Consider the following 26,834-nt stretch of genomic DNA (forward strand, 5'->3'; position numbering starts at 1 on the left):
GAGCGAGCAGGAATACAAAAGGCCCTTCTAGATGGTAAATCCACTGTATTTATTTTATTTCGAAATTTTGAAATATAGATTTACAAGAGTAAGTGTTCTTTGAGCTACAGGCGTAAAACATCCTTATATTTTTATCTATTACTCCTGACCAATTTTAGATAATCTGTAAGGATTGGCTAATCTGCCTCTATACAACCCATAAGCTACCTAAAACAACTATTATAAAATTAATAGAATTATTCTTGTGCTTTCTTCCATTGCAAGGTATATAACAGATGCATCATATCTTGCTTAATAAAGTCAATAACAGGCGCTAAAGAGTCATTTTCTAATGCTGTTTGGAAATACAAGGCACCTCTTAAGAAATGGTTGGTTGAATCAGTAGTATAGAATTGAAATTGAGTAGGTACTTGCCCGCTTAATGTTACAACTACTGCGGTGAGCCCTTGTGGCATTTTTACTACCTTTTCCTCAATAGCATAGGCCCTTACTTGGTGCTTTGTAGTAAGCTTATAGGCATCTTCTAAATAGCTCCTGAGCAAATTCATATTATTTTTCACTGGCTTATAGGTTAACTGTATGTCTGCTGCGAAATCTGGGTAATGTATGTTGACCCAATATGGTTCTGCTCTAGAAGAGGTATCTTGTATTACTACTGCATGCTTAGAAACCTCAAATTGGTATGGGAATTTACCTGTTAATGGTTCATAATCATGTGTAGGTAATATAATATGATTATATCCATAAGGTTTAGGTAAATAAACAACCTTATTTTTGAAAAAAAATATAACCAAAATGCTAATAAATACACTTATTGTGAATAAAAATGAAAATGATTTGAGAGTTTTCTTCTTCATTATCTTATTTTTTAATAAATTTCGGGCTGTGTTGTTTTTGTAGCATAATATTACAAAATAAATAAGAGATTCACTTCTATTTCGTAATTATACAAACAACCTTTATCTTTGCCAGATACTGGATAGGTGAAATCTTAAAAATAGGAAAATAGAACTCATCGAAATATTGACATAGAAATCTAATTAGGATCTAAACAAATGAAAGAAAAAGCTGAAAATTTAACTTGGGACCAAAATATTACAAAACTTGGAATTGATTACAGTGAGGAAGAACGAAAAGAATTAAAAAAACTCTACGAAGACACACTAAAATCTGTAGCCGAATCAGAAGTTGCAAAAGGAACTGTAGTGGGTATCAACAACCGAGATGTTATTGTTAACATTGGCATTAAATCAGATGGTTTAATTCCTCTTTCTGAGTTTCGAGATACGCCCGATATAAAAGTAGGAGACGAAGTAGATGTATATGTAGAAGAGCAAGAGAACAGCAAAGGGCAACTTGTACTTTCCAGAAAAAAAGCTAAGCTTATGAAAGTTTGGGAAACCATAAAAGACTCTGTTGAGAATGGTACAATCCTAGAAGCTTTTGTAAAGAGAAGAACTAAAGGAGGACTTATTGTGGACCTTCAGGGAGTAGAAGCTTTCTTGCCTGGGTCACAAATCGATGTAAAACCAGTCCGTGATTTCGATATTTTCCTAGATAAAGTTATTGATGTAGTAGTTATTAAGATTAATCATCTTACTGATAACGTTATTGTTTCACATAAAGCAGTTATAGAAAGAAGCTTAGAAAACCAAAAAACTAACATACTTAGCAAGCTCGAAAAAGGTCAGATTTTAGAAGGTATCGTTAAGAATATGACTAGCTTTGGTGTGTTTGTAGGCTTAGGAGGAATAGATGGCCTACTACATATTACAGATATTGCTTGGCGTAGAATTACCCATCCTGAAGAAGTATTAGAGTTGGGTCAAAAAATAAAAGTAGTAGTTACTGATTTTGATGAAGAGAGAAAGCGTATTTCATTAGGCATGAAACAGCTTACGCCTAACCCTTGGGAGCAGTTACCAAGCTATATTGAGATTGGTGCAAAAGTCAAAGGTAAGATTGTAAATATAGCAGACTATGGTGCTTTCTTAGAAATTATGCCTGGAATAGAAGGGCTAATTCATATCTCCGAAATGTCTTGGTCACAACATCTGAAAAAAGTTGAGGAAGTAGTGCATATTGGCGATGAGATAGAAGCTATTGTGTTAAGTTTAGACAAAGAAGAGAAAAAGATGTCGCTAGGTATTAAGCAATTAACACAAGATCCGTGGGCTAAAGAAGGGTTAGAAGATAAATATGCAGCAGGTACTAAACATGTAGGTACTATCAAGAATATAACTCATTTTGGAGCACTAATGGAGTTAGAAGAAGGTATAGATGGATTGCTTCATATCTCAGATTTATCCTGGACTAAAAAGATAAATCATCCTACAGATATGTTAAAACTGGGTGATAAGTTAGAGTTATTAATTTTAGAATTCGATAAAGAAAACAGAAGGTTATCTTTAGGCTTAAAACAACTAGAAGAAAATCCTTGGGAAACTTATGAAAAAATCTTTCAAGTAGGTTCTTTACATCTAGGTACTATTACCAAGAAAACTGATAAGGGAGCTTTCGTACAATTACCACATGATTTAGAAGGGTTTGTTCCTAAAAGACATCTAGTTAAAGAGAATGGACAAGAAGCGGCATTTAATGAACAGCTTGAATTTGAAATTATTGAATTTTCTAAGCTTAATAAACGAATTGTTTTAGCACTTCCTGCTACTTTAAAAACCAGTAAGTCTACTACTACAAAGAAAGAGTTCCAGCCAAGAAATGTGGGTAACTTTATTAGCTCTGAAAGAACTACTTTAGGAGATATAGAAGAGCTAGCTACTTTAAAAAAGCAATTAGACGCTCAAAAAGAGCTTAAAAAGTCAGAAGTAGCAGAACAGCAACAAGCAAAAGAGGAGGATAAACAAAAAGAGCAAGAGAGCAACTTGTAAGCTAGTATATAAGGTCGTGTGGCCGAGTGGCTAGGCAGAGGTCTGCAAAACCTCCTACGGTGGTTCGAATCCACTCGCGACCTCTTGAGATAGAGTAAAAATGCCATAAGTTATTGTTTATACTATGGTTACTGATAAAATCATTTATTGTTAAGTATTTTGCCTGGGTGGCGGAATTGGTAGACGCGTTGGTCTCAAACACCAATGATAGCAATATCGTGTCGGTTCGACCCCGACCCCAGGTACATTTGCTTGAGCTAATGATGAGCAAACAAAGGTTTGTAAATTTAATATTGTCATTTTTCCCTGCCTATTAATCTATATGTATCACAGAGAGCCCACAGCAATTAATCAACTAGTAAAAAAGCTGATAGAGCAATCACCCCATAGACATAAACTAGAAGAAGCAAGCATCATTGATGCTTGGTATCGTATCATGCCTACTATAGTTAAACGGAGAACAGAACAGATTTATGTAAGACAAAATAAGGTTTTTGTTAAGCTTAATTCAGCTCCGCTCAGACAAGAGTTGCAAAATACCAAGCACCAGATACTAAAAATGTTGCAACCATATGTTATAGATTATACCATTGTTGATATACTGTTTACTGTATAATCTTATATAGAATATTTTAACTTTTACTCAATTTTATATATAATAGTTGTAACCATATTACAATACAATTATAGTTATAGAAAATACTATTTAAATCTTTTTATGAAAACTACTGCCCTTATAACTAAGCAATCTATTATACAGTTGATATTATTTGTATCTCTATTATTAACTGCTTCATGTGATAATACCTGCACGCAGATGCCATTAATTAGGGAACAAGAGCAACCTAATGTTATATTACAAACAACAGAGGTACGCAAATTAGGTAGTGTTAATACCAACCAATTAGTTATAGAAGTTGAAGGAAAGATTGAAAAAAATCAAATCCATGATACTAGTACACTATGCGTCGTATTAATTCCAGAAGGCACGCCAATATGTGGAGCCGTATCTAAGTTTCGTGACATTGGACAATCGCTTGATAAGGGCAACCCTTATGTACTTTTGCCAGAAAATGAAGGAGCAGTGTATTACGGATCTGATTTAAGTGCTAATGAAAAGGGAAATGTTTCTCCTAGAATATTTCTGCAGGGAGGGTTGCAAGCAGGTGACTATATGGCATACCTGATAGTACATCATATAACTTATGGTACATATTGCAGCCCAAAAGGCCAACCAGTAATTGTACCTGAAGTAGAAGACGATAATTCTACTATAACAATGGTTTCAGTTAACCCAAAAATAACAAGAAATCTTAGCAATAATGATCCTATTTTAATAATCGATGCGCAGGCAACTGCTGAAAATTATGATCAGAAAAAAGGAGGTTTTTTATTTATAGAAGAAAAAGATATTCAAGTTGAACCAATAAAACTGCTAGCAGGTTTAATAAAGGATGAGCAGTCTATACCTATAACTACTGGCTTTCAGAAGATGGATGATATACCAGGTATTATTATACACTCGTTTCAAGATGGAACAGATTCTGCGAAAGCAAAAAATGTTAATGTTTTGTCCAGTGAGTATAAAGATAAACTTTTCAAAAAAGGAGCCACTTATCAAGTATATGCTTACCTAGTAGATGATAATTACAATTACACAGTAAGCCCACAAAAAGATAAAATCATTACCATACCCAAAGCAGAAGCTAAGTTAGAAATGGTGGATGCTTCAATAAATGGAATGATACAAGATTTAGATGATCCTAATCCTGGCAAGATAAATATAAAGTTGGTAGGGAAAATTGAGTCAATGGAAGATGTTAATGATCCTCAGGTAGGTTTCTTGTTTGTAGAAGGTACTTTAACTTCATATGAAGGTGCTGTAAATAATATAGAAACGCTGCTAGACAAACCTAATGTAGATGGATTTCATAAAGATGCTGGCACAAATATAATATATGCAGAAGCAGTAGGAGCATATCTTCACATTGGCGAACGGACATTTAACCGCAGGGCTGTTCAATCTCCGTTTGAATTAGGTAAAGAATATTATGTATATTTTTGGCTTAAAGATGGCAGTGGACAAATATTTATAAGTAGCAATAGTTACACACTATCAATACCCAAAGTAGAATTAGTAATAGAAGAATTTAGCTTTAATAGGCTTGGACATGAACTTATAATTGAACATAAAGAAGAGATTAGAATTAATCAACCAACTCCAGGAATAGTGGGGTATTTGTTGTGTCAGGAAGGAACTATTCAAAATATGTCCCTAATTTTCGAAAATACTTCTCAATATATTGCAGCAAGTAAGCAAACTAATCAATCTCCTAAATCTCCCAATTTAATATCTCCAGATAAGAAGGTCGCTTTTTTAGACTTGCCTACACTAAATGATAAACAAATGTTTACTGCTGAATGTAATAGGATGTTTGGAAAGAATGTTCCTGATAGTACTAAGTATACACCTTATTTAATACATGCTACTGAGAATGCTATCTTCTACAGAAAAGCACCAGAAGGAAAACATTTTACATGGTATGAATCAAATCATAAAGTTGACCGTACAACGCTAGATTTAGATATTGATGGAAATGGAGAAATAAAATCATTTGAAGTAAGCTATACCATGGACCGTGGTGAGTTTACTAATATGGAGATTATGGAAAAATCTGATGTAGGTGGTGTGAAACAATGGAATCAGGTAATTCCTGCGGTAGATGGGAGCAATAAAGAGAAAATAGAAAAGATAGTGCGGAAAATTGTTCGAGGTAATGATGCATATGTCAACGCTAGAATTGGAAATCTATTCAGAAATAGGATCATAGAAAATTCTGCTCAATAAGTTCATAAAGCTAGCTTCTATTTTGTAGACTAGCTTTATCAAAACATCATAAGCTTTGGTATTACTTACTTATATTATGCAACTGTTTAGGCCTTTACTGAAGGTATTAATATTTTGGTGAAAAAGATGAGGATTTTTGCTGTATTGTTCCTCTATAAATTGCCAAGGAGTTTTTCTCTTAAAATCTAAAACCTGTGAGTAAAATTATAAGCTAATAAGAATTCATTGAGGTTTCGCTCTAATTGCTCATAGCTGCTATAATAATAGCTTTGTACAGTAGCTCCTTTAATATTCTATTCATACGCTCTACCTGGCCATTGGTCTATGAATGCGTCCCCTGCGTTCTTCTGTGGACTATGTCTTCTTGTTCACAAATGTGATCAAACATATGCTCGAGCGCTAATTCTCCCTCTTTTCTGTTAGTAAATTGAACCCCATTATTAGTCAGTATCTTATAGGTTTTGTAAGGAACAAAATTAGAGACCAAACATCTATTATTTAGAGTTTTAAATGCTTCTAATTTAAGTAATCAGGCTTAGTACTCCATTATTAACTAATACTCTCAAGAACTTTTGCAGAGGCAGCGTTTGCTTCTGCAAAATCTCTTTCTATTTTTAAGTTGTCAATAATAAAATTCTGTCTTTCTTGGGTGTTCTTACCCATATAGAAACTTAAGAGTTGGTGGATAGATGTCTCTTTGCGTAGCGTAACAGGCTCTATACGCATTTGTGTTCCTATAAAGTTTTTAAACTCATCTGCCGATATCTCACCTAATCCTTTAAAACGTGTTATCTCTGGTTGCTTACCTAATTGTTGTATGGCTTGTTGTTTTTCTGTTTCATTATAGCAGTATAAGGTTTTTTGCTTATTACGGACCCTAAATAGAGGCGTTTCTAATAAGTATACATGTCCATTACGTACTAGTTCAGGAAAGAACTGTAAAAAATAAGTAAGGATGAGCAGCCGGATGTGCATACCATCTACATCAGCATCAGTAGCAATAATTACCTTGCGATATCTTAAGCCTTCTAAGCCATCTTCTATATTAAGCGCATGCTGCAATAAGTTAAGCTCTTCGTTCTCATACACTAGCTTTTTGGTATAACCAAAGCAGTTGAGTGGTTTGCCACGCAAAGAGAATACAGCTTGAGTTTGTACATCGCGTGATTTGGTAATTGAACCACTAGCAGAATTTCCCTCTGTAATAAAGACCATAGAATTATCTCGATCTTTATGAGTTGTATTATAGTGTATTCTACAATCCCGTAACTTTTTATTGTGTAAACTTGCCTTTTTAGCCCTTTCATTGGCCAATTTTTTTATGCCAGCAATATCTTTACGTTCTCTTTCAGACTGTAGGATGCGGCTAAGTAGTGCCTCTGCTGTTTCAGGATTTTTATGTAAATAGTTATCTAGCTCTCTTTTTACAAAATCATTAATAAAGGTACGGATAGAAGGTCCTTCTGGACCAATTTGTTGAGAACCTAGCTTGGTTTTTGTCTGAGATTCAAAAACAGGCTCTTGCACTCTAACAGATATGGCACCTACTACAGAAGCACGGATGTCAGTAGCATCAAAATCTTTTTTATAGAAATCGCGGATGGTTTTTGCAAAGGCCTCTTTAAAAGCTGCCAAATGCGTACCACCTTGGGTGGTAAACTGTCCGTTTACAAATGAATAATATTCTTCTCCGTATTGGTTGTTATGCGTTAGGGCTATTTCTATGTCTGTATCCTTCATATGGATGATAGGATAGCATAACGATTCCTCATCTGTCTTGCGATTTAATAAATCTAGCAATCCATTTTTAGAAAAATATTCCTGCCCGTTTAAATAAATCTTAAGGCCTGCATTTAAAAAGGCGTAGTTCCATAGTTGCTCCTCAACAAAATGAGGTAGGAAACGGAAGTTATTAAAAAGTGTAGGGTCTGGTTCAAAAGAAATTAAAGTGCCATCTTTTTCTTTAGTATCTTGGATAGGGCTTTCTTCTAAAAGTTTTCCTTGAGAAAATATGGCTACTTTTGTTTTCCCTTCTCTAAAGGATTGTGCTTTAAAATGTGCTGAAAGCGCATTAACAGCTTTTGTTCCTACTCCATTAAGTCCTACAGATTTCTGAAATGATTGCGTATCATATTTACCCCCTGTATTAATTTTTGATACGCAGTCTACCACTTTACCAAGTGGTATGCCTCTACCAAAATCGCGCACAGTTACTTGGCTGGCAGTTAATTGTATATCAATTCGTTTACCATAACCCATCACATATTCATCAATACTGTTATCAATAACTTCTTTAAACAACACATAAATACCATCATCTTGCGCAGAACCATCTCCAAGCTTACCGATATACATGCCTGGGCGTAGACGGATATGCTCTCTCCAATCTAAAGAGCGTATATTGGCTTCTGTATACTGGTGATTAATCATAGTTGGATTGCCTTGGGTTATAAATTGATAAGCTAGAATTGTTTGTTAGATACTGTGCCTTCTATTATAGGCTGGTTGTTGCTTCTACTCGCTGTAGGTTACTATCAAGCAATATATTTAGTATTATCTGTTATTGGTAGTAAATAATAAAACTAATACGAATTTCAGGGTGTATAAATACACATGGTTGCTAGACTACTGTTTATTAAGCTAGTGTAACTATACACCTTTGCAATTTTAATTATGATGTATATATATCGAGTTTTTCCTCTAATGCTATTTTACTGAGTCCACCTACTATACGCTCTACAGCTTGACCATTTTTAAAGATGATCATGGTAGGAATGCTTCTGATACTATATTTGGTAGGTACTTGAGAATTTTCGTCTATATTAAGTTTATAGATGTCTGCTTTGCCTTCATACTCTTTTGCAAGTTCATCTATAATAGGGCTCATCATACGGCAGGGTCCACACCAAGGTGCCCAGAAATCAACTAATACAGGATTTGAGCTTTGCAATGCTTTGTCAAATTCTGCGTCAGTAAGATGTATGTCTTTTTCTTTATTCATAGTATAAAATGTTTATACGTTGTAAGATTATATGGTACTCAAGTATAAATATAGCAATTTTTTAATTTAACAAGCAACAAGCTCATAAAAAGGTAATGTTAATGGGTAAGTTGATAAGAGCTCTCTGTGAGCTGGCTGAGTGTATGTAAGAGCTCATCAGAAGGGTAAACTCGATACTTGAAAGCTTGCAATGATACTTGCATGGCTTCGCTCGGATCGGCTATATGTAATTTTAAACAGCAATTACCTGTATTTTTAGTGACGAGGCTCCTTAATTCTGTAATAAATTGAGGTGTTATCTTTTCAATAGGTACAGCAATACTTAAATTCTTGCCTAGTTTATCTCTTAACTCGCCCAATAAGCTAATTTTCTGAGGCTTATATTCCCATGTGTCTTGCTGATTATATCTTTCTGTAACTACTCCTGTAATATGTACAAACATTCCTTTTTGTAGCATATGCTGATTTTTAAGGAAATCTTCTCCAAAGAGTGCTAGATCGAGTGTACCATGATAATCCTCTAAAATAAATAAGCCAAAAGGACGTCCTTGCTTATTGTATTTAATACTGCACTCTGTTATTATGCCTGCTAGTCTAACTTCTTTTTGTTTAAACGTAAGTATATTTTGAGTATGGCCATCGCAGAAATTGGCTAACTCTACTCTAAACTGGTCTAAAGGGTGTCCTGAGATATAGAAGCCTACTAATTCCTTTTCCATGCGCAGCTTTTCAATCTTATCGTAAGGCTCACAGGTTGGTATAGGTGGCTTTTGAATATATTGGAAGTTATCATCCATAGCAAATAACGACTGTTGTGCTGAGGCTTTTTCTTGTTTTATTTGGTTGCCATATTGAATGGCTTTTACAAGCAAATTATGTTCTCCATCAGCTGCAAAAAGATATTGTCTGCGATGGCAGCCTGTAAACCCGTCAAAAGCACCAGACATGGCTAAGGATTCAAGGGTTTTTTTATTGACCATTCTTAAATCTACCCGTTCTACAAAAGAGAAGATATCTGTAAAATGTCCGTTTTTTTCTCTCTCTGCTATAATATGGCTTACTGCCCCTTCTCCAGCTCCTTTGATAGCTGTTAATCCAAACCTAATTCCTTGTTTTGGTGTAACATCAAAATTAACTTGGCTCTCATTAACATCAGGCCCTAGCACTTGAATGCCTTGTCTAATACACTCCTCCATAAAAAAGCTGATCTTGCCAATATCATTTTGGTTATGTGTTAGCACAGATGCCATATATTCGGCAGGGTAGTGGGCTTTAAGGTATGCCGTCTGATAAGCAATAACAGAGTAGGCAGCTGAGTGGGCTCTATTAAATCCATATTGAGCAAATTTTTCCATTACCTCAAAGATCTCGATGGCTTTTGTGCTAGGGAGGTTATTTTTTTCTTGTGCTCCTTGTACAAATATTTCCCGTTGCTTAGCCATTTCTTCTGGCTGCTTTTTACCCATGGCTTTACGCAACAGGTCTGCTCCTCCTAAGCTATAGCCAGCAATAATTTGAGCAGTTTGCATAACCTGCTCTTGGTATACCATAATGCCATAGGTATTTTTTAAAATATCTACTAGCAGCGGGTGGGGATAGTCAATTTTTTCTTGTCCATGCTTACGGGCTATGAAATTAGGGATAAATTGCATGGGCCCTGGCCGATATAATGCATTCATGGCAATAAGCTCTTCAAACTCTGTAGGTTGTAACTTCTTTAGCCATTGGCGCATTCCTTCAGACTCAAACTGGAATGTAGCTATTGTATCGCCTTGTTGGTATAGCTTAAAGGTTTTAAGATCATCTAGCGGTAGCTGCTCAAGGTCGATCTTTGTGCCATGAAGCTTTTCAATAAGTGCTATGGCATCTTTGATAATAGATAAAGTTTTTAGGCCCAAGAAGTCCATTTTAAGCATACCTACTTTTTCTACTATAGAGCCATCATACTGGGTTACCAAAAGGTCTGAGTTCTTATCCGTTTTTACAGGAATATGATTCAGAAGATCATCAGGGGCAATAATAATACCAGCGGCATGTACACCGGTATGCCTAGCAGAACCTTCTAATGTTTCTGCTAAGGACAATACTTTCCCTTCAAGTGTATTGCTATTCTTTTTAAGTTCTGCTAACTCTAGTACTTCTTCAAAAGATTCTGGCAAAGTAATGCCCAGCTTTTCAGGCACTAACTTGGCTATATAGTTAGTTCTTTCAAGAGGTAAACCCAAAACACGAGCTACATCGCGAATAGCTGATTTGGCTGCCATACTACCAAATGTGATAATATGGGCAACTTGATTTTTACCATACTTATCTACTACATATTCTATTACCTTTTGGCGACCTTCGTCATCAAAATCGATATCTATATCTGGCATAGATACTCGTTCAGGATTCAAGAATCGTTCAAAGAAAAGGTTATAGCGTATTGGATCAATGTCCGTAATGCCAATGCAATAAGCCACCACTGAACCTGCTACAGAACCTCTGCCAGGGCCTACGACAACTTGTAGGTTTTTAGCTGCTTGTATAAAATCCTGAACAATCAGAAAATAACCTGGGAAGCCCATTTGTTGTATAACGCCTAGTTCATAGTTGATACGAGCTTCTAAATCTGCACTAATAGCACCAAAACGCTTTTTAGCACCTTCTATAGCTAAATGTCTAAGGTAGCTGTCTTGGCTGGTAAAACCTTGTGGTATCTGAAAGACAGGGAGTAATATATCACGCTCTAAAGAGGGCGTATTGATTTTATCAATAATCTCTTGGGTATTGGAAACGGCTTGTGGGATGTCATGAAATAACGTTAGCATTTCCTGAGGTGACTTTAAAAAAAACTGGTCACCATCAAAGCGCATCCTATTGGGATCGTTATAATCTTTTCCTGTTTGTAAACACAACAAAATATCTTGGGCTAGGCTGTCTTGCTGCTCTACATAATGGACATCATTAGTTGCTATAACCTTTACTTGATACTTTTGAGCCCATTTAAGCAAGACCTCGTTACATTTATCTTGTTCCTTTAGCCCGTGCCGCTGTAACTCTATGTAGTAATCTTCACCGAAAATATTAAGCCATGATAGAAATACTTTTTCAGCTTCTTCTTCTCCCTTGCGCATAATAGCTTGGGGTACTTCACCTGCTAGGCAACAGGTGGTAGCAATTAAGCCTTCGCTATATTTTTTAAGAAGCTCTTTATCAATTCTCGGCTTATAATAGTATCCTTCTAAAAAGCTGATAGAACAGAGTTTTACTATATTTTTATAGCCTACCTCATTTTTGGCTAATAGAAGCTGATGATAGCGTGTCTTTTCTTTTAAATTATGCATATCAGCTGCAAGGTAGAATTCGCAACCAATAATAGGTTTAATTCCTTGTTTTTTTGCTTGTGCTACAAAATGTGGTACTCCAAACATGTTGCCATGGTCTGTAATAGCAAGTGCTTGCATGCCTAGCTGTTTAGCTTTGCCAAACAGTTTGTCGATTTTAGCGGTGCCATCTAACAAGGAATATTGTGTATGGCAATGTAAGTGGGTGAACTGGATCATATTTTACAAATATAGGCCAATTGGTTGTGCAAGCAAGGCACATTTTTCAGCCATATTTGGCCATTTTGGGTTAAGTTAATAGCGCATGTATTCACGCGTTATTAGTATATTGAATTAAGCAGGTAATTGTAGCTTGTATTAACGATATAGCACGCTATTGAGCGCTTGTATTGTTTTTTCTACATTAGGTAATATCTCTTGTATTAAGGTAGGTGCATAGGGTAAAGGTACATCTGCACTGTTCACCTTAAGGATAGGCGCATCTAAATGGTCAAATGCATGCTTTTGTACTTGATAGGTGATTTCAGAAGCAATAGATGCCAATGGCCAAGCTTCTTCCACAATAACTAACCTATTTGTTTTCTGTACCGATTGTATCACGCATGCCAGGTCTAAGGGACGTACTGTTCGCATGTCAATCAGCTCAACATCTATACCTTGAGTTTGTAATTGCTTAGCAGCTTCCCAAGCTATTTTCATCATTTTACCGAAAGATACTAAGGTAACATCTTTGCCAGGTTTTACTACATCTGCTTTTCCTATAGGAATCAAATATTCTTCTTCTGGTACTTCGCCTTGGTCGCCATACATGAGTTCAGATTCCATAAATATAACAGGGTCATCATCGCGAATAGCCGATTTAAGTAATCCTTTGGCGTCGTAAGGGTTAGAGGGTACAACTACTTTTAAACCAGGACAATTCGCATACCAGTTCTCAAAATTTTGTGAGTGCTGGGAGCTAAGCATACCTGCGTTGCCTGTGGGTCCTCTAAATACAATAGGTACAGGAAATTGGCCACCTGACATAGACATCATTTTGGCAGCTGAATTGATAACCTGATCTATGGCTACTAAAGAGAAGTTGAAAGTCATAAACTCTATAATAGGCCGTAAGCCATTCATAGCAGCTCCTACGCCTAAGCCGGCAAAGCCTAGTTCTGAAATAGGAGTGTCTATGATTCTTTTAGGCCCAAACTCTGTTAACATGCCTTGGCTTACTTTGTAAGCACCATTATATTCGGCTACTTCTTCCCCCATTAAGAAGATTTGGTTATCTCTTCGCATTTCCTCTGACATGGCTTCTTGGAGGGCTTGTCTAAATGCTATTTTTCTCATGAAGTTAAAAGATTTTTAATTGGCAAATATAATAAATACCTTGAGTAATCTGGCTACCGTCTATAAAAAAACTGGCCAAAGTTAAATTCTGTAAGTATAAGATATTCTTATTTGTTAATCACTTAGCCTTCTTTCAAGTACTCATTAATGGCTATACGTAACTCTTGTGCTGATAAGTTATGTTCTAATATGCCTTTACGTGCTACTGAAATTTGTCCAGTTTCTTCTGAAATGATTACAACTAAAGTATCAGTAACCTCTGACATTCCAATGGCAGCCCTATGTCTAAGCCCAAATTGTGCTGGCAAGTTTTGTCGTTCTGTAACAGGTAAAATACAGCGGGCTGCTATTATTTTAGCTTGGTAGATAATAACTGCGCCATCATGTAGCGGGCTTTCCTCATTAAATATAGCTAAAAGTAGCCTTTTGGAGATTAAAGCCTCTAAGAGATCTCCAGATTCTATATAAAATTTTAAATCTTCTGTGTTTGATAGGACAATAAGGCCGCCTGTATTAGTACCACCTAGTATTTTAGATGCTTCTACAATAGCTGTAATATTAAAAGATAAATCAGATTTCTTTTTTAGTCCAGGAATGCGTACTAATAGTTGTTTCCCACTCAAAAAAAACAAACTGCCCAGCGTAGAAAAGAATTTTTTAATTTCGTATTGGAAAAGTACAACAGTTGCTATAGCACTTATGCCTGTAATCTGTCGTAATATTTGTCCAAGTAACCGCATTCCTACTTTATCAGCTAGCCAGGAGATAAGATAAACTGTTGAGAATCCTAAGATTGTTTTAACAGCAACGCTTCCTCTGATCAGCTTATACAGTTGATAAAGTAATAGGCTAACAAGTAAAATATCTATAATATCAACTGGCGTAATAGTTGATAATCCTAGGTTATATGCGATCACTTATAATCTTTAATTAATTTGAGGGTTGAAGTAATGAGCGCTAAAGAATAAAAAATATTTAAATTAGACTACTAATAAATATGAAAAATTATCAAAAATCTATACTAAGTGGCTATTAAGAAGAGATAAAACTAAAAATAAATTTAAATTTGGGTAAAGAGAGCCTTTTTAAGCTTAGCTTTTAGCTTAAAAATATTGTTGGAATGAATAAATAATCTCATGGTTAACCGTATCTTCCTGATCCCTCTGTAGCTTGCTAAGCATATTGTCTATCCTATATTGTCCCTCAATACACCTTTATAATGAGGTCTTTTTTACATTAATTCATTAAATATCAAAAAGCATATTATAGGTAAACATAAGTATGAATTTTCTTTACTTATTGCTGAGAAGTATTTTGTATGGGGCTGATTTAATAGAATCAGTGAAAAAATATTTTATCAAGAAGTTGATGAACATTTCGGAATAAGATAAAAATATATGTGGGCCCACCAGGACTTGAACCTGGGACCACCTGATTATGAGTCAGGTGCTCTAACCAACTGAGCTATAGGCCCTTATACTATGTTGATGTGTGTATGAAGAAACGGTATTTGTTAAAATTATACGCAATTGTTGGTGCATATACTCTAAAATTACCACAACGCCAATCATATATTCCACAAATATACATAATTTTACAAATATGAAAGCACAATCACTACCAAATAAATATCTTATTGTAGTAGTAGGACCTACAGCTGTAGGAAAGACCGACCTTTGTATATATATAGCTCAGTATTTTAAAACTGAAATTATTTCGGCTGATTCTAGACAGTACTACCAATGCATGCGTATAGGCACAGCACAACCTACTATAGCGCAGCGGCAAGAAGTAAGGCATCATTTTATTGATTGCTTTCCTATAAATACATTTTATAGTGCAGGTAAATTTGGTAAAGAGTCGCTTGATTTAATTAACGACTTATTTAATAAACATCAATATCTTCTTCTTACTGGAGGTTCAGGATTGTATATCCAAGCAGTTTGTGAAGGACTTGATGAAATGCCTGAAATATCTTTGGAGATTAGGGGCTACTTTAATAATAAATATAAAAAAGAGGGATTAAGTGCACTTGTTAAAGAATTATCTATACAAGATCCTGATTATTATAAAATAGTGGATTTAAATAATCCACAGCGTGTTATAAGAGCTCTTGAGGTTTGTATGGCTACTGGAAAACCTTATTCTCAATTTCGGTTACAAAAAAAGGAAGAGCATGTTAGGCCTTTTAAAATGATAAAAATAGGTTTGAACCTTGACCGTAATTTACTTTACCAACGTATTGACCAACGTGTAGATCAAATGATGGAACAAGGTTTATTAGAAGAAGTTAGGGCACTATATCCTTATAGAGATTGTAATGCTTTGCAAACTGTTGGATATCAAGAATTGTTTGGCTATTTGGATAAACGATATACCCTTGAAGAAGCCATTAGCTTAATTAAAAGAAATACTAGAAGGTATGCTAAAAGGCAGCTTACATGGTTTACAAGACAAACTGATATTAAGTGGTTTTCTCCTAATGAACTAGAAGCTATTATCGGTTATATACATGCTTTTACAGGAGATATAGGAATAAGTTAACTACTCCAATCATTGCTTATAAAATTTTAAAATCACGTAAGAATTAAAATTATTAGGTCTCTATTAAAGAATATGATTGGGTAGATTTTCAATTAAGATACCACCATTACAACTCACACATCCCCTTTATATTTAGTCCTTATAAAATTGTAATTGTATAGGCAAAACTAAATTTATTAAAAAACTTAAATTTAGTTGGCTAATTTCAGTTATTATTCTAACTTTATGCTCAATAAAACACATGCCAAATAAGCAAAAAAATATTTTTAAAATATTTGGAGAGCTGCTTAATAGGTTGTTAATTTGCAATGTTTCAAATATATAAATTTTAATTTTTTAAGTAAAACACGCCTTAGTTAGGTACTTTAAATAACGGTTTAAAGTTTTAGCCAGGCTTTATATAAAGTTTAACTCATATGACTAATATAGTAAAAAAAATAAAAAATGTGAACTCTTTAGCTTTGTTCACTAAGTTGGTAGGGCTAGCAGTAGTGTTTAGCGTTGTTTCTTGTGGTTGTGGTAAGAATAATAGTAAAGTTACTGCGGCTGGTGAGATAAAAGATAATAAAGTTGAATTAACTATCAGCACTAAAGACCCTAAAAAGGTAGAAGATATCAAAATAAAGTTAGTAGAGATAAAGGCTGAAAAAGATGGTAAGCCAGTAGACGCTGCAGTTACCCCTGGGTTAAAAAATTTCAATGTAGGAGAGGAAAAAGCTTTAAAAAGTTTAACTGATAAAAAGGATATTACAGAAAAAGTTCCTGTAGTTCTTACCTTTGATTTTGTAGATGACAAGAAAATTAATGAGGGTACAATGGATAAAGTTACTGTTAGATTTGAGATAATAGAAGGTAAAGAAACTGTAGAGGTAGTAGCAGAATGGCCAACAAAAAAATAAATTATTGACTTAGATAATTAAAAATATCTGAGTATCAAAATTTAAAAAGGGAGTATCTAACAAGATGCTTCCTTTTTTTTATCTATAATGTACTAAATATTGTAGTTTTAAGTGTTCCTTAGCTCCAGCTAGTATACAATCGTTATTTATATACAAGCGAGCATACGCGTGAGTGTAGTATGCTTAAAATAATTAGAAAAGGGCTATAGTTCTCCTCTCTACTATATATTCCCCTCTGTCGAGTTTTAAATTACACTTTCTTATAAAAACTAAATTGGACTCTTAATCCCCTGTAAATCTTCAAGTTAGATAGTAAATAAATGTTAAGATTTGCTACCAATTATCACAATAAATCTTTAACTTTTAAATAGAGCAGAGTCGTAAAAGGAGAGATTAGCAATTCGTTAAATTTAAAAGTTATGAGATATGCTAAAATAAAAACAAGGAAAACTATCATGTTTTCCTATGTACCTATATTTGCTTTACTAACACTTATTGTATGTATGAGTTGTGGTGGAAAGAGCAGTATTGAAGAAAAGCCAAAAATAATTTCTAATCAGCAGAAAGATATTGACCGCACAGATATTCCTACTACCGATGGAGCTAGCAAGCGTATTAGTGAGCAATGGGTATGTATAACCTGTAACTATATAAGTGAAAAGCCAAATAATGTGTGTCCAAATTGCAAAAAAGAAAGACAACAGCTAGCTACTACACTTCAACAATCAAAAGTAGGACTAGGTGTTAAGAAGAAAACACAAACTAGTTTGGATTTGTCAGCTGATGTTGCGGAAGATTGTCCAGTATGCTTTGAAGAGGATGCTGTAAAGGTTAATGGGGCTCATATGTGTGAACAGTGTAAAAAATCGATTTGTGTTCCTTGCTATAAACAAATGCAAGATATAAATAAACATTTTTGCCCACTTTGTAGGTACGGGTTTGATGTTGATTAACTTTTTAAAAAATAGAATAAAAAGAAGTTAAATCAAATTTAGGAAAATATGCTTCCTTCTGAAAAAGGGAAGATTTTTCCATATATAGAATTATCAGAATAAATTTTTGTATTTCATATTTATTTACATAGCTGGTAGTATACTCTTTTTATAGCTCTCTGCTTAAAATATTTAAAAATATATCAAGCATCGCATATCCTTCCTATACCCTCTATTTACTACGTTTGTCCGTATAGCTGTTTTTTTTATCTTAAATTAACTTATTCCACATAAACAGTGCAATATTAGCTTAACAAAGCTTGGTAGATATTATTTTACTTGCTAGCTGTAAGCTACTGACCATATCTATATCCCCAATTGACGCGCATATTAAGAATTATTTGATGTGCCAGAATAAGCAAAAATTGTTGGCTTCTGTAGCTATAATTTGTATATTCATTTTTGTAGCAATTTAAAGTGTTTATGAAAAGATTCCTTAAGAAAATTCTAATTATTGCGCTCGGTACTATGGTAGGACGATTTATAACCATAGCTCTTATTATAAGCCTAATAATAGGCATACAAAAACATACACTTAAATCTACTGTTCCTAGTAGGTTAACTGACAAAACAGTTCTACGTATAGTGTTACATGGGCGATTGGTAGAAGAAATACATCAACCATTACTACAGGTCTTAACCAAAGAAGAATCACATGAAATCGATATTTTAACTATTAAAAATGCCATTCGTAGTGCACAGGAAGATAGGTATATAGCAGGTATTTATTTAGAAGTAGGCGAGTTGGTAGCAGGTTGGGCTACCTTGGCTGAATTAAGGGGTGCTTTACAAGCTTTTAAAGCTACAGGTAAGTTTATAGTTGCCTATGGAGAAAATTACAACTCTAAAAGTTACTATCTGGCTTCTTTAGCTGATGAAATAGTATTGCATCCTGCTGGAAATTTTATTTTTACAGGCCTTAAGTTGACTGTGCTATTTTATAAGCAGTTATTGGATAAGTTAGATATTGCTCCTCAGATATTTCGGGTAGGGCGTTATAAAAGTGCAGTAGAACCCTTTATGCAGTGTAGCATGAGTGAAGCTAGCAAAGAACAGAATCGTGTTTTGCTTAATAATATTTATGATCACCTTATTCAAACAGTAGCCATACATAAAAATTTAGATCCGTCTGTTCTTAAAAGTATGGCTAATACACTTGCTATTACACAACCTCAAGAAGCATATAAGGCTGGTTTAGTTACTCAGGTGGGTTATTTTAATGATATAGAAGCGTTGATTCGAGCTAAATTAAAACTAGCAGTGGCAACTAAAATTAATTATATAGATTTTGATACCTATCATAAAAATAAGCAACCGCATACGAAACAACATAATAATAGGATAGCTGTACTGATAGCTTCGGGTGCTATTGTAGATAAAGAAATAGGACCTAATTATATTACTACGAGCATCTTTGTAAGAATGTTGCGAAAATTAAGAGAAGATCCAGATGTAAAAGCTATTGTACTTAGAATTAACTCTCCGGGTGGAAGTGCATTAGCTTCAGACACCATCTGGAAAGAATTGATGCTAACTAGGGCATGTAAGCCTATAGTAGCTTCTATGTCAGATATAGCAGCCTCTGGGGGATACTATTTGGCTGCAGGTTGTGATTATATCTTAGCACATCCTACTACTATTACTGGCTCTATAGGTATCTATGGTCTTTATTTTGATGTTCATGCTTTACTGAAAAATAAATTAGGTATTGTTGGAGATGTTGTTAAAACGAGTCCTTCAGCAGATATTTTTAGTCCAGTAAGACCCTTTAGTGAACATGAAAAAAATATTATACAACAGCATATTGAAAGCGGCTATGACAATTTTTTAGATAAAGTTGCTACAGGACGACAAATGAAAAAAGTAGATGTTGCACGCCTAGCAGAGGGTAGGGTATGGTCAGGTAGCTTAGCTAAAGAGCATGGTTTAGTAGACCAACTTGGAGGCCTAGAATTGGAGGCCTAGAAAATGCTATTGAGAAAGCAGCAGTGCTAGCTGATTTACAACAATCTTACCAAGTAGATTATTGGCCTAAATCTAAAAATATATGGTTTAAAGAATTAATTATGCGTTGGTGTAATAATCAACATGCTAACTTATTACCTAGCCATTTAACAAATTCATATCATAATATGTTTAACTACATACAGGAGTTGATCAACAGACGTGGTGTACAAGCCTCGTTGCCATATACTATTGAGATTGAATAAGGTATTATTTAAAACTAAAATTTATCGATAATTTGCTGTTAAGCATTATACAACTACCCTTGTAACGCTACAATAGCTAGTAAATATCTTTATTGTAAACTGTTTTTTGCTCTTATAAAATTATCACAGACTATAGCTGTTGCTAAAGCTGCATTAAGGGATTCTGCATGTCCATATTTAGGAATACTAATTTTTTGATGTATATAAGGTAGCAGTGTTTCACTAATGCCTTTAGCTTCGTTACCAATGATTATTAGGCCTTCTGAAGGCCATACTGTCTGAGGATCATGAAGGTTTTTTCCTTTTGTAAAAGTCCCTATGATAGGTAAGTTTGTTTGAGCAAGGTAGGTTGGTAAATCTGTGTAATATACCTTTGTATTGACAAATGACCCCATACTTGCATGTAAAACTTTAGGGTTGTAGAGTTCTACTGTATTGGTAGAGCAGATGATTCCAGCTATTCCGTACCAGTCTGCGACACGTATAATGGTACCTAGATTGCCAGGATCGCTGATATTATCTAAGACTAATCCATATTGATGCTCACCTATTGCAAACGGTGTGTTGTCAGGAATAGTAGCTACTGCTAGAGCTGCATTGTTTTCTTGGAAAGTTCCTAAAGCACTTAGCTCTTTTTCGTTTACTTGAAAGATTTCTATATTCCGATTTAATAGAAGGTTTGTATATTCATGTAAAAAATTAGAAGTTGCAACTAGTATGTTAATTTCATAATCAGACTCTAATAATAGCTTTACATTTTTTGCACCTTCAAGTATAAATTTATTTTCTTGTAGCCGATATTTCTTTAAACAGAGACTTTTTATAAACTTTATCTTAGATTTAGAAAAAATTCCAGAATCATTCAAGTGAAGCATAGATATTATTTATATATACTGATCAGCAGTAGTTTACTATTACAAAGTTGTTTGGGTACACGTTACTTGCAAAAGAATGAATATTTGCTGGCAGATCAATACGTTATAGGCAATAAAAAAATTAAAGTAGGAGAATTAGATCATTACTATTTACAACATACCAATCGTAAATTGTTAGGTATCCCTTTCTGGTTATGGATTTATGAGTTAGGTAGGTGTAATTTTAATAAGAAAGCGCTTAAGAGAAAGTATAAGGTGGTAAAATTGAGGTATGAAAAAAAGCTAGCAGATGCGGTTAGTAAACCAGAAGAACTAAAACAATTAGAAGAAACCAAAAAGAGAAAGCTTGAAGATATTGAATTTTTGCTTAAGAATGGAAATTGGTTGATGAGGGTGGGAGAGCGGCCTATTATATATAGCCCACAGAAACGTATATCTACTGAGAATAATCTCTTACAATACCTTCATACTAAAGGTTTTTTTAATGCAAGTATAAATAGTTTTACAAAAAGAAAAGGTAAAAGGGCTTATATTATTTATCATATACAGGAAAACCAACCCTTTGTAATTAAAGATATTAGTCTTCATTCAGCAGACCCTGCTATAGAAAAACTATTACAGCCTTATGAAGAACAAAGTTTATTTAAAAAGGGACAAAATTATGATCAGGATATTATAATTGCTGAAAGAACAAGGATCTATGATTTACTATCAGATAATGGCTATTGGAGCTTTAATAAACAGTATGTGGCTTTTAATGTGGATACTACCAGCAACAACCAATCTGTAGCCATAGAAATAGTTGTTCTGTTGCCTACAGATGGTAAACCACATCCAGTATATAAGTTAGCTGATATCCAGTTATCTATATCCTCTACTGATACTACTGACCATAGTTCAGAAGTAGATACTTATAGGGGTATGAGTTTTAAAAACACAAAACAACATTTTGCCCCTGCTACAATAGTTGGTAAGATTCCTTTGCAGTTAGGGCAAACTTATAATAAAAGTGATATCGTTGAGACTCATAAAAGGCTGGCAAGCTTAGGTATATTTAAAAATACACATATAGGACATGAAATCATAGATAGTACACATTTAAAGACTAACATTTGTACAAGCTTATTCGATAAATTTCAGCTTGAACAAGAATTAGGTACAGAATTTACAAGAGTATCTTTTGTGCCTTTTTATCAATTATCGTTTAAGAGTAGAAATTTATTAAGAAAACTAGAAACACTTACTTTAAAGTCTCAACTTGGTATAGAAGTTGATTCCTTTTCTACTTCAGATCAACAAAAAGCCCACTATAATGAGGGAAACTTTCATACAGCCGTGGAGCTTACTTTGCCACAGCTTTTGTTTCCGCTTCCAGTTCCGACAAGGACTAATTTAAATGCCTATAAACCTAATACTAAGGTACATTTGGGTTATACCTTTACTAAGCAGGTTAACTATACTAAGCAGAGTATAAAAACCTTATTATCGTATTTATGGTATCCTAATTCAGCAACTACAGTTGAACTTATACCAGTTAGTGTTGGCTTAGCAGATTTTAAATTGAACCCTGCATTTAACAAACAACTAAATGAGAATAAAAAGAGAAAGTATAAGCCTGGCCTAATTACTTACGGTAGTGTAAAGCTTACTTTTAAAAAGGACGATGAGTGCAAAAAATACTACTCTTGCTTAGAAACAATGCTAGAAAGTGGAGGTGCCTTACAAAATTTAATAGATTTTAAAGGATTATTTGGTAATTATCTAGAGTACTATAAGTATTTAAAAGCTGACTTGGCTTATAGAGAACATATACCTCTATATCCTGGTACTATTTTTGCTTATCAATTATATACGGGGATTTTATATCCTTATAGCGACCATCAATTAGCACCAGAGGATAAATATTATTTTATAGGTGGGCCTAATAGCATAAGGGCTTGGAATTCAAGAGGTCTAGGTCCAGGTTCTTGCCGCGCTAATGGCACCCAACAAGAATTTATAGAAGATAGAGGCGGCGAGTTTATTTTGCAAGCTAACCTAGAACTTAGACAAAAGCTCATAGGGTTTATAGAATCAGCATTTTTTATAGATGTGGGAAATGTATGGATGTTAAGTAAAAGCGATAGTCCAGGTGATAATTTTGAATTAACAAGATTTTATAAAGAAATTGCTATAGGTACAGGCGTAGGCTTACGTTTAAATTTTAATTTTCTAGTATTGCGTTTCGATTTAGGATTTAAAGTATATGATCCATCACTACGCTTAGAAGATCGTATTTTTCCAGAAAGCATGCTGCAGCCTCGACTTAATATTGGATTAGGTTATCCTTTTTAATTAATAGACTTATTGCATAGCACTATTTACAGTTATATAGAATGAGTTTTTATGCAAAGATTTTTGAGCTTATGTAAGAAGTCTATTAAAATTTAATGGGGTAAAAGATATAGCTGATAAATAAAAATAACTGTATCTATTAGATTGTACAACTTGGCATATCAAGTGTTTTGTGTAAAGCTTAGAGGTAAAAATATTCTAGATGGGTTCTGTCTGCTTTTAATATATCAGTAGGTCATATTAAAAAGAAGCATACCTACCTAATCCAAAAAGTGCAAAATCATATTTTATAGGATCTTCGGATGATAATAGCTTTAAATTTTGTGTAAGTTCTAATGCTGCTTGCCAATCTATAGTTTTTCTTTTTATAAGGCTTAGTTTTCTACTTACACGGGCTACGTGTACATCGAAAGGGCAAACAAGCTGGTGAGGTTTAATGGTTTTCCATAAGCCAAAATCTACTCCTTTGTTATCTTTTCGTACCATCCAGCGTAAAAACATATTAATTCGCTTACAAGCTGCATTTCGTGCAGGAGTAGCTACATGCTTGCGTGTACGTATGGGTGCATGGGGTAAACTAAAAAATAAATGGTGAAAATGTATTAATCCTTCTTCTATAGTATTTGCCTCAGGTGATAGGTTTATTGTAAAAGCTGTTTCTAATGTAGCGTGCTTTTGATAGTGCTGTTTTAGAAAATGAATAAAATATAAGGTATCTATAGCATTAAAAGTCCGGTGTTTAAAATATAAAAAAGGTCGCAAATCTTTTTCTTGGTGGTTTATTATAAAGTCATAGGGTGTATTATCCATCATGTTTAAAAGCTGTTTGCCTTTATCAATAATAATTTTTCTTTTACCCCATGCTAAAATAGCTACAAAAAAAGCCGCTATCTCAATATCTAAAGGATTGGTATAAGCATGTGGAATTACAATAGGGTCTTCTTCGATAAAAGTAGAACAGTTATAGCGCATGACTTGTTCATCCAGAAATTCTTTAAGCATACTAATGTCGGTAAATTGCATGAGTTAAAGTTTATTAAGAATTACTAATTGTCTTATTAAGCTTTTATAAAGTTGTTAGAGAAGTAATATAAATTTAACTATAACTTATAATCGAATAAATAATTGCTTGATTTAAAGTGATAAAGAAGATATAGCTTTCTCACTAAATAAATATTAGACCTACTGCGAAACAGAGAATCTATATAAAAGTTTAATTTTTGAGAGTTAAATTCACTATTTGTAAAAATTTAACCTGCGTTTCACATGCTTTAAATGCATATTTTCATTTCTTGTATTTTCTCAATTATGCAAAATGCACCTTTGCTTTTTTATAACAGTTGTTTCGCAGTAGGTCTATTCAATATTAATATATATAGTTCTGCCCATCAATAATCCTCTTTCTTGAAATATGCTTGAGTAAACTGTGCTATGTTTATATACAATTTAAAATGATGAGAGTGGCTTACAGTACTCATTCTTGGCTTAGGGGCCATATTATTATGGGCAAATTTCAAAACCGAAACTTAGATTGATATTGTGAAATGGGAGGTTTAGTACTGGTTATTATCGGTCTATTTCTCCTAATACTATATCAATAGAGCCTATAATGGCTATTAAGTCAGCTAATACTTGCCCTTTGGCAATCGAAGATATTACAGACAGGTTAGAAAAACTCGATGAGCGTGCTTTGCAGCGTATGGGTTTATCTCCATTATCAGAAGCTCTAAAAAAGAATCCTAATTCACCACGTGGGTTTTCTGCTCTTATATAGCAGTCTTGTGCTTTAGTACGTACTTTTTTAGGCACCATTTTTTGTGGGTTAAAATCTGCAGTACGTTTTAAATCAGAAGTCAGTCGTACTAAGCATTGCTCAGTTATTTTAATTGATTCTTTGCATTCTTGAAACTTTACCCATGTCCTATCCCAACAATCGCCTACGTGGCCCATTAACCCTTCGCCTATAGGAATATCAAAAGATAGTTCCGGATAAATGGAATAGCCATCTATCCGCCTTAAATCAAGCCTAAGGCCAGAAGCTCTTAATATGGGTCCTGATACACCATGGTTGATTGCAGTTGCCAAAGGGAGTACACCCACATTGGCAGTACGCTTGATAAATAAAGTATTATCAATAAGCAACTGATTTATTTCTTCTAACTTAGGCTTTAAGTATGTTATGAACTCTAAACAACGTTCTTCAAAGCCTACAGGTAAGTCATAATATAGTCCTCCAATCCATATATAATTATATAGCATACGTGCACCAGAAGCCCATTCAAATAACCTTAAGATATATTCTCTATCGCGCATCAGCCATAAAAAGGATGTGAAAGCTCCCAAGTCTATTCCATAGGTACCAATAGCCATAAAATGTGAAGCCAACCGATTAAGTTCTGCCATAAGTACGCGAATATATTCTACCCGACGTGGTAGTTTGCCAGTTAAACCCAACATGTGTTCCACTCCCATTGCAAAAGCATGTTCGGAGTTCATTGCTGCCAAATAATCTAACCTATCTACAAAAGGAATAGTTTGGTTATACGGTAAGGTAGCAGCATGTTTTTCAAAGCAGCGGTGTAAATACCCTAGGTGAGGAACAACATCTACTACTATTTCTCCATCTAAAATAACTTCTAACCGTAGTATACCATGGGTAGCAGGGTGCTGGGGTCCTATATTAATTAATACCTCTTCTACTTTTAAATCTGTGGGTTGGTATTTAGTTGGAGCTGTATTCTTAAAGTTGCCTCCCTGATATTGTATATGCTTGCCCATCAAAAATAATTTTGTCCATAATATTCAATCTTAAAGGCTGCTTAACCTAAGAGCGACTGTGAGAATGATGTGGTGGAATAATGGGGATTCCAGTTTCTTTAAGCGTGGATAATACAGTCATTGTCCTAATCGACTTAATGACTTTAATTTCACTTAGTTTACTAGAAAGTATTCCTTGGTAGCTAATTAAGTCAGTACTGAGTACACTAAGCAGAAAATCTGTTTCTCCTGTCACTTGATAACATGCTATTACTTCGGGTATTTGTTCAATATCTTGCTTAAAGCTTTGTATGCTTTCGTGGGTTAGGTTATGCAAACAGACTTGTAGCCAGAAATGTACATGTAATGCTAATTTGTATCTATTTAATCGTGCATGATAACTTTTAATAATACCTTGGGTCTCTAGTCGCTTGACACGTTCTAAGGTTGAAGCAGGAGATAGTCCGATAGTTTCGGCTAACTGTAGGTTAGTAATTTTAGCATTATTTTGGATTTTCGCTAATATGCTATAGTCTACTTTATCTAATTTAGGTGTCATTTTACTTATTTCTTTGAGTTTTAATCTTAAAAAAGCCTAAGTAAATAAACAAAGCGCAGTGTAGCAATACAGATACGTATTTTATTGTAAATTTAAATGCTATGAAAATAATTAGTTATTAGTATAAATCTGAGTATTTATAATTTAAAATTTGCTTATATGAAATGTTAATAAAACTTTTTAACCTATATTAATTCTTATTCTATAGTAGTTGGGGAGGGTAATTAAATGAAGTGTTTATACATAGCTCAAAGTTTTGTATT

At 34.2% G+C, this 26,834-nt stretch carries 19 protein-coding genes, 3 tRNA genes and 1 pseudogene; 11 read left to right on the forward strand and 12 right to left on the reverse strand.

Annotation, left to right across the window (positions count from 1 at the left end; translation table 11 throughout):
* Positions 1–236: 236 nt before the first annotated feature.
* Positions 237–857 carry a gliding motility lipoprotein GldD gene (gene gldD / locus AASI_RS03310; protein ID WP_083758817.1) on the reverse strand — a complete coding sequence of 207 codons (621 nt, stop codon included), beginning with the start codon at positions 855–857 and terminating at the stop codon, positions 237–239.
* Positions 858–1,055: 198 nt separating this feature from the next.
* Between gldD and rpsA the strand changes: the two genes are divergently transcribed.
* From rpsA to AASI_RS03335, 5 genes are all read left to right on the forward strand, one after another.
* On the forward strand, positions 1,056–2,891 hold the full coding sequence (gene rpsA, locus AASI_RS03315) for a 30S ribosomal protein S1 (protein WP_012472809.1): 1,836 nt from the start codon (positions 1,056–1,058) through the stop codon (positions 2,889–2,891).
* Positions 2,892–2,903: 12 nt separating this feature from the next.
* Positions 2,904–2,974: transfer RNA gene (locus AASI_RS03320), tRNA-Cys, on the forward strand.
* Positions 2,975–3,052: 78 nt separating this feature from the next.
* Positions 3,053–3,136 (forward strand) — tRNA-Leu (locus tag AASI_RS03325).
* 77 nt (positions 3,137–3,213) lie between these two features.
* On the forward strand, positions 3,214–3,507 hold the full coding sequence (locus AASI_RS03330) for a DciA family protein (RefSeq protein ID WP_012472810.1): 294 nt from the start codon (positions 3,214–3,216) through the stop codon (positions 3,505–3,507).
* A gap of 201 nt (positions 3,508–3,708) precedes the next feature.
* Entirely contained in the window at positions 3,709–5,739 is a 2,031-nt protein-coding gene (locus AASI_RS03335) for a hypothetical protein (RefSeq protein WP_148204936.1), read from the forward strand.
* A gap of 86 nt (positions 5,740–5,825) precedes the next feature.
* On the opposite strand, the pseudogene AASI_RS08050 reads toward AASI_RS03335, so the two are convergent.
* The 7 genes and pseudogenes from AASI_RS08050 to AASI_RS03365 form a co-directional block, all read right to left on the reverse strand.
* Positions 5,826–6,214 (reverse strand): annotated as a pseudogene (locus tag AASI_RS08050) (IS481 family transposase); the annotation flags it as partial.
* 74 nt (positions 6,215–6,288) lie between these two features.
* Positions 6,289–8,169, reverse strand: a complete 1,881-nt coding sequence (locus AASI_RS03340) for a DNA topoisomerase IV subunit B (RefSeq protein ID WP_012472812.1) — start codon at positions 8,167–8,169, stop codon at positions 6,289–6,291.
* 241 nt (positions 8,170–8,410) lie between these two features.
* Positions 8,411–8,740 (reverse strand): thioredoxin, encoded by a 330-nt coding sequence (gene trxA / locus AASI_RS03345; RefSeq protein ID WP_012472813.1) that lies wholly within the window; start codon positions 8,738–8,740, stop codon positions 8,411–8,413.
* A gap of 98 nt (positions 8,741–8,838) precedes the next feature.
* Positions 8,839–12,285: a DNA polymerase III subunit alpha gene (gene dnaE / locus AASI_RS03350; protein ID WP_012472814.1), complete on the reverse strand. Its 3,447-nt coding sequence runs from the start codon at positions 12,283–12,285 to the stop codon at positions 8,839–8,841.
* A 138-nt stretch (positions 12,286–12,423) separates the two neighbouring features.
* The gene (locus tag AASI_RS03355) at positions 12,424–13,401 is read right to left on the reverse strand and encodes a pyruvate dehydrogenase complex E1 component subunit beta (RefSeq protein WP_012472815.1); all 978 of its coding nucleotides are present in this window, start codon (positions 13,399–13,401) and stop codon (positions 12,424–12,426) included.
* Positions 13,402–13,523: 122 nt separating this feature from the next.
* Positions 13,524–14,318: a diadenylate cyclase CdaA gene (gene cdaA, locus AASI_RS03360; protein WP_012472816.1), complete on the reverse strand. Its 795-nt coding sequence runs from the start codon at positions 14,316–14,318 to the stop codon at positions 13,524–13,526.
* A 483-nt stretch (positions 14,319–14,801) separates the two neighbouring features.
* A tRNA-Ile gene (locus AASI_RS03365) sits at positions 14,802–14,875 on the reverse strand.
* A 128-nt stretch (positions 14,876–15,003) separates the two neighbouring features.
* Here AASI_RS03365 and miaA point away from each other — a divergent pair.
* From miaA to AASI_RS07625, 5 genes are all read left to right on the forward strand, one after another.
* Positions 15,004–15,945 (forward strand): tRNA (adenosine(37)-N6)-dimethylallyltransferase MiaA, encoded by a 942-nt coding sequence (gene miaA / locus AASI_RS03370; protein WP_012472817.1) that lies wholly within the window; start codon positions 15,004–15,006, stop codon positions 15,943–15,945.
* Between the two features lie 446 nt (positions 15,946–16,391).
* Positions 16,392–16,844 carry a hypothetical protein gene (locus AASI_RS03375; RefSeq protein WP_187146299.1) on the forward strand — a complete coding sequence of 151 codons (453 nt, stop codon included), beginning with the start codon at positions 16,392–16,394 and terminating at the stop codon, positions 16,842–16,844.
* Between the two features lie 419 nt (positions 16,845–17,263).
* On the forward strand, positions 17,264–17,797 hold the full coding sequence (locus AASI_RS03380) for a hypothetical protein (protein WP_012472818.1): 534 nt from the start codon (positions 17,264–17,266) through the stop codon (positions 17,795–17,797).
* A 462-nt stretch (positions 17,798–18,259) separates the two neighbouring features.
* Positions 18,260–19,801 carry a signal peptide peptidase SppA gene (gene sppA / locus AASI_RS03385; protein WP_012472819.1) on the forward strand — a complete coding sequence of 514 codons (1,542 nt, stop codon included), beginning with the start codon at positions 18,260–18,262 and terminating at the stop codon, positions 19,799–19,801.
* Positions 19,802–19,824: 23 nt separating this feature from the next.
* Positions 19,825–20,046: a hypothetical protein gene (locus AASI_RS07625; RefSeq protein WP_012472820.1), complete on the forward strand. Its 222-nt coding sequence runs from the start codon at positions 19,825–19,827 to the stop codon at positions 20,044–20,046.
* 89 nt (positions 20,047–20,135) lie between these two features.
* Here the strand turns inward: AASI_RS07625 and AASI_RS03390 are convergent, their stop codons facing one another.
* Positions 20,136–20,921: a TrmH family RNA methyltransferase gene (locus AASI_RS03390; protein WP_238541601.1), complete on the reverse strand. Its 786-nt coding sequence runs from the start codon at positions 20,919–20,921 to the stop codon at positions 20,136–20,138.
* On the opposite strand from AASI_RS03390, the gene tamL reads away from it, so the two are divergent.
* Positions 20,913–23,255 (forward strand): translocation and assembly module lipoprotein TamL, encoded by a 2,343-nt coding sequence (gene tamL, locus AASI_RS03395; RefSeq protein ID WP_012472822.1) that lies wholly within the window; start codon positions 20,913–20,915, stop codon positions 23,253–23,255. The two genes, AASI_RS03390 and tamL, sit on opposite strands and share 9 nt — an antisense overlap.
* Before the next feature lie 240 nt (positions 23,256–23,495).
* On the opposite strand, the gene AASI_RS03400 is transcribed toward tamL, so the two are convergent.
* From AASI_RS03400 to AASI_RS03410, 3 genes are all read right to left on the reverse strand, one after another.
* A complete protein-coding gene (locus tag AASI_RS03400; RefSeq protein ID WP_012472823.1) occupies positions 23,496–24,278 on the reverse strand; it encodes a TIGR02757 family protein in 783 nt (260 codons plus the stop codon).
* Positions 24,279–24,821: 543 nt separating this feature from the next.
* Entirely contained in the window at positions 24,822–26,033 is a 1,212-nt protein-coding gene (locus tag AASI_RS03405; protein WP_012472824.1) for an NADH-quinone oxidoreductase subunit D, read from the reverse strand.
* A 46-nt stretch (positions 26,034–26,079) separates the two neighbouring features.
* Positions 26,080–26,571, reverse strand: a complete 492-nt coding sequence (locus AASI_RS03410; RefSeq protein ID WP_012472825.1) for an Lrp/AsnC family transcriptional regulator — start codon at positions 26,569–26,571, stop codon at positions 26,080–26,082.
* Between the last annotated feature and the right edge of the window lie 263 nt (positions 26,572–26,834).

The sequence above is a fragment of the Candidatus Amoebophilus asiaticus 5a2 genome, assembly GCF_000020565.1.
GTDB classification, from domain to species: Bacteria; Bacteroidota; Bacteroidia; order Cytophagales; family Amoebophilaceae; genus Amoebophilus; species Amoebophilus asiaticus.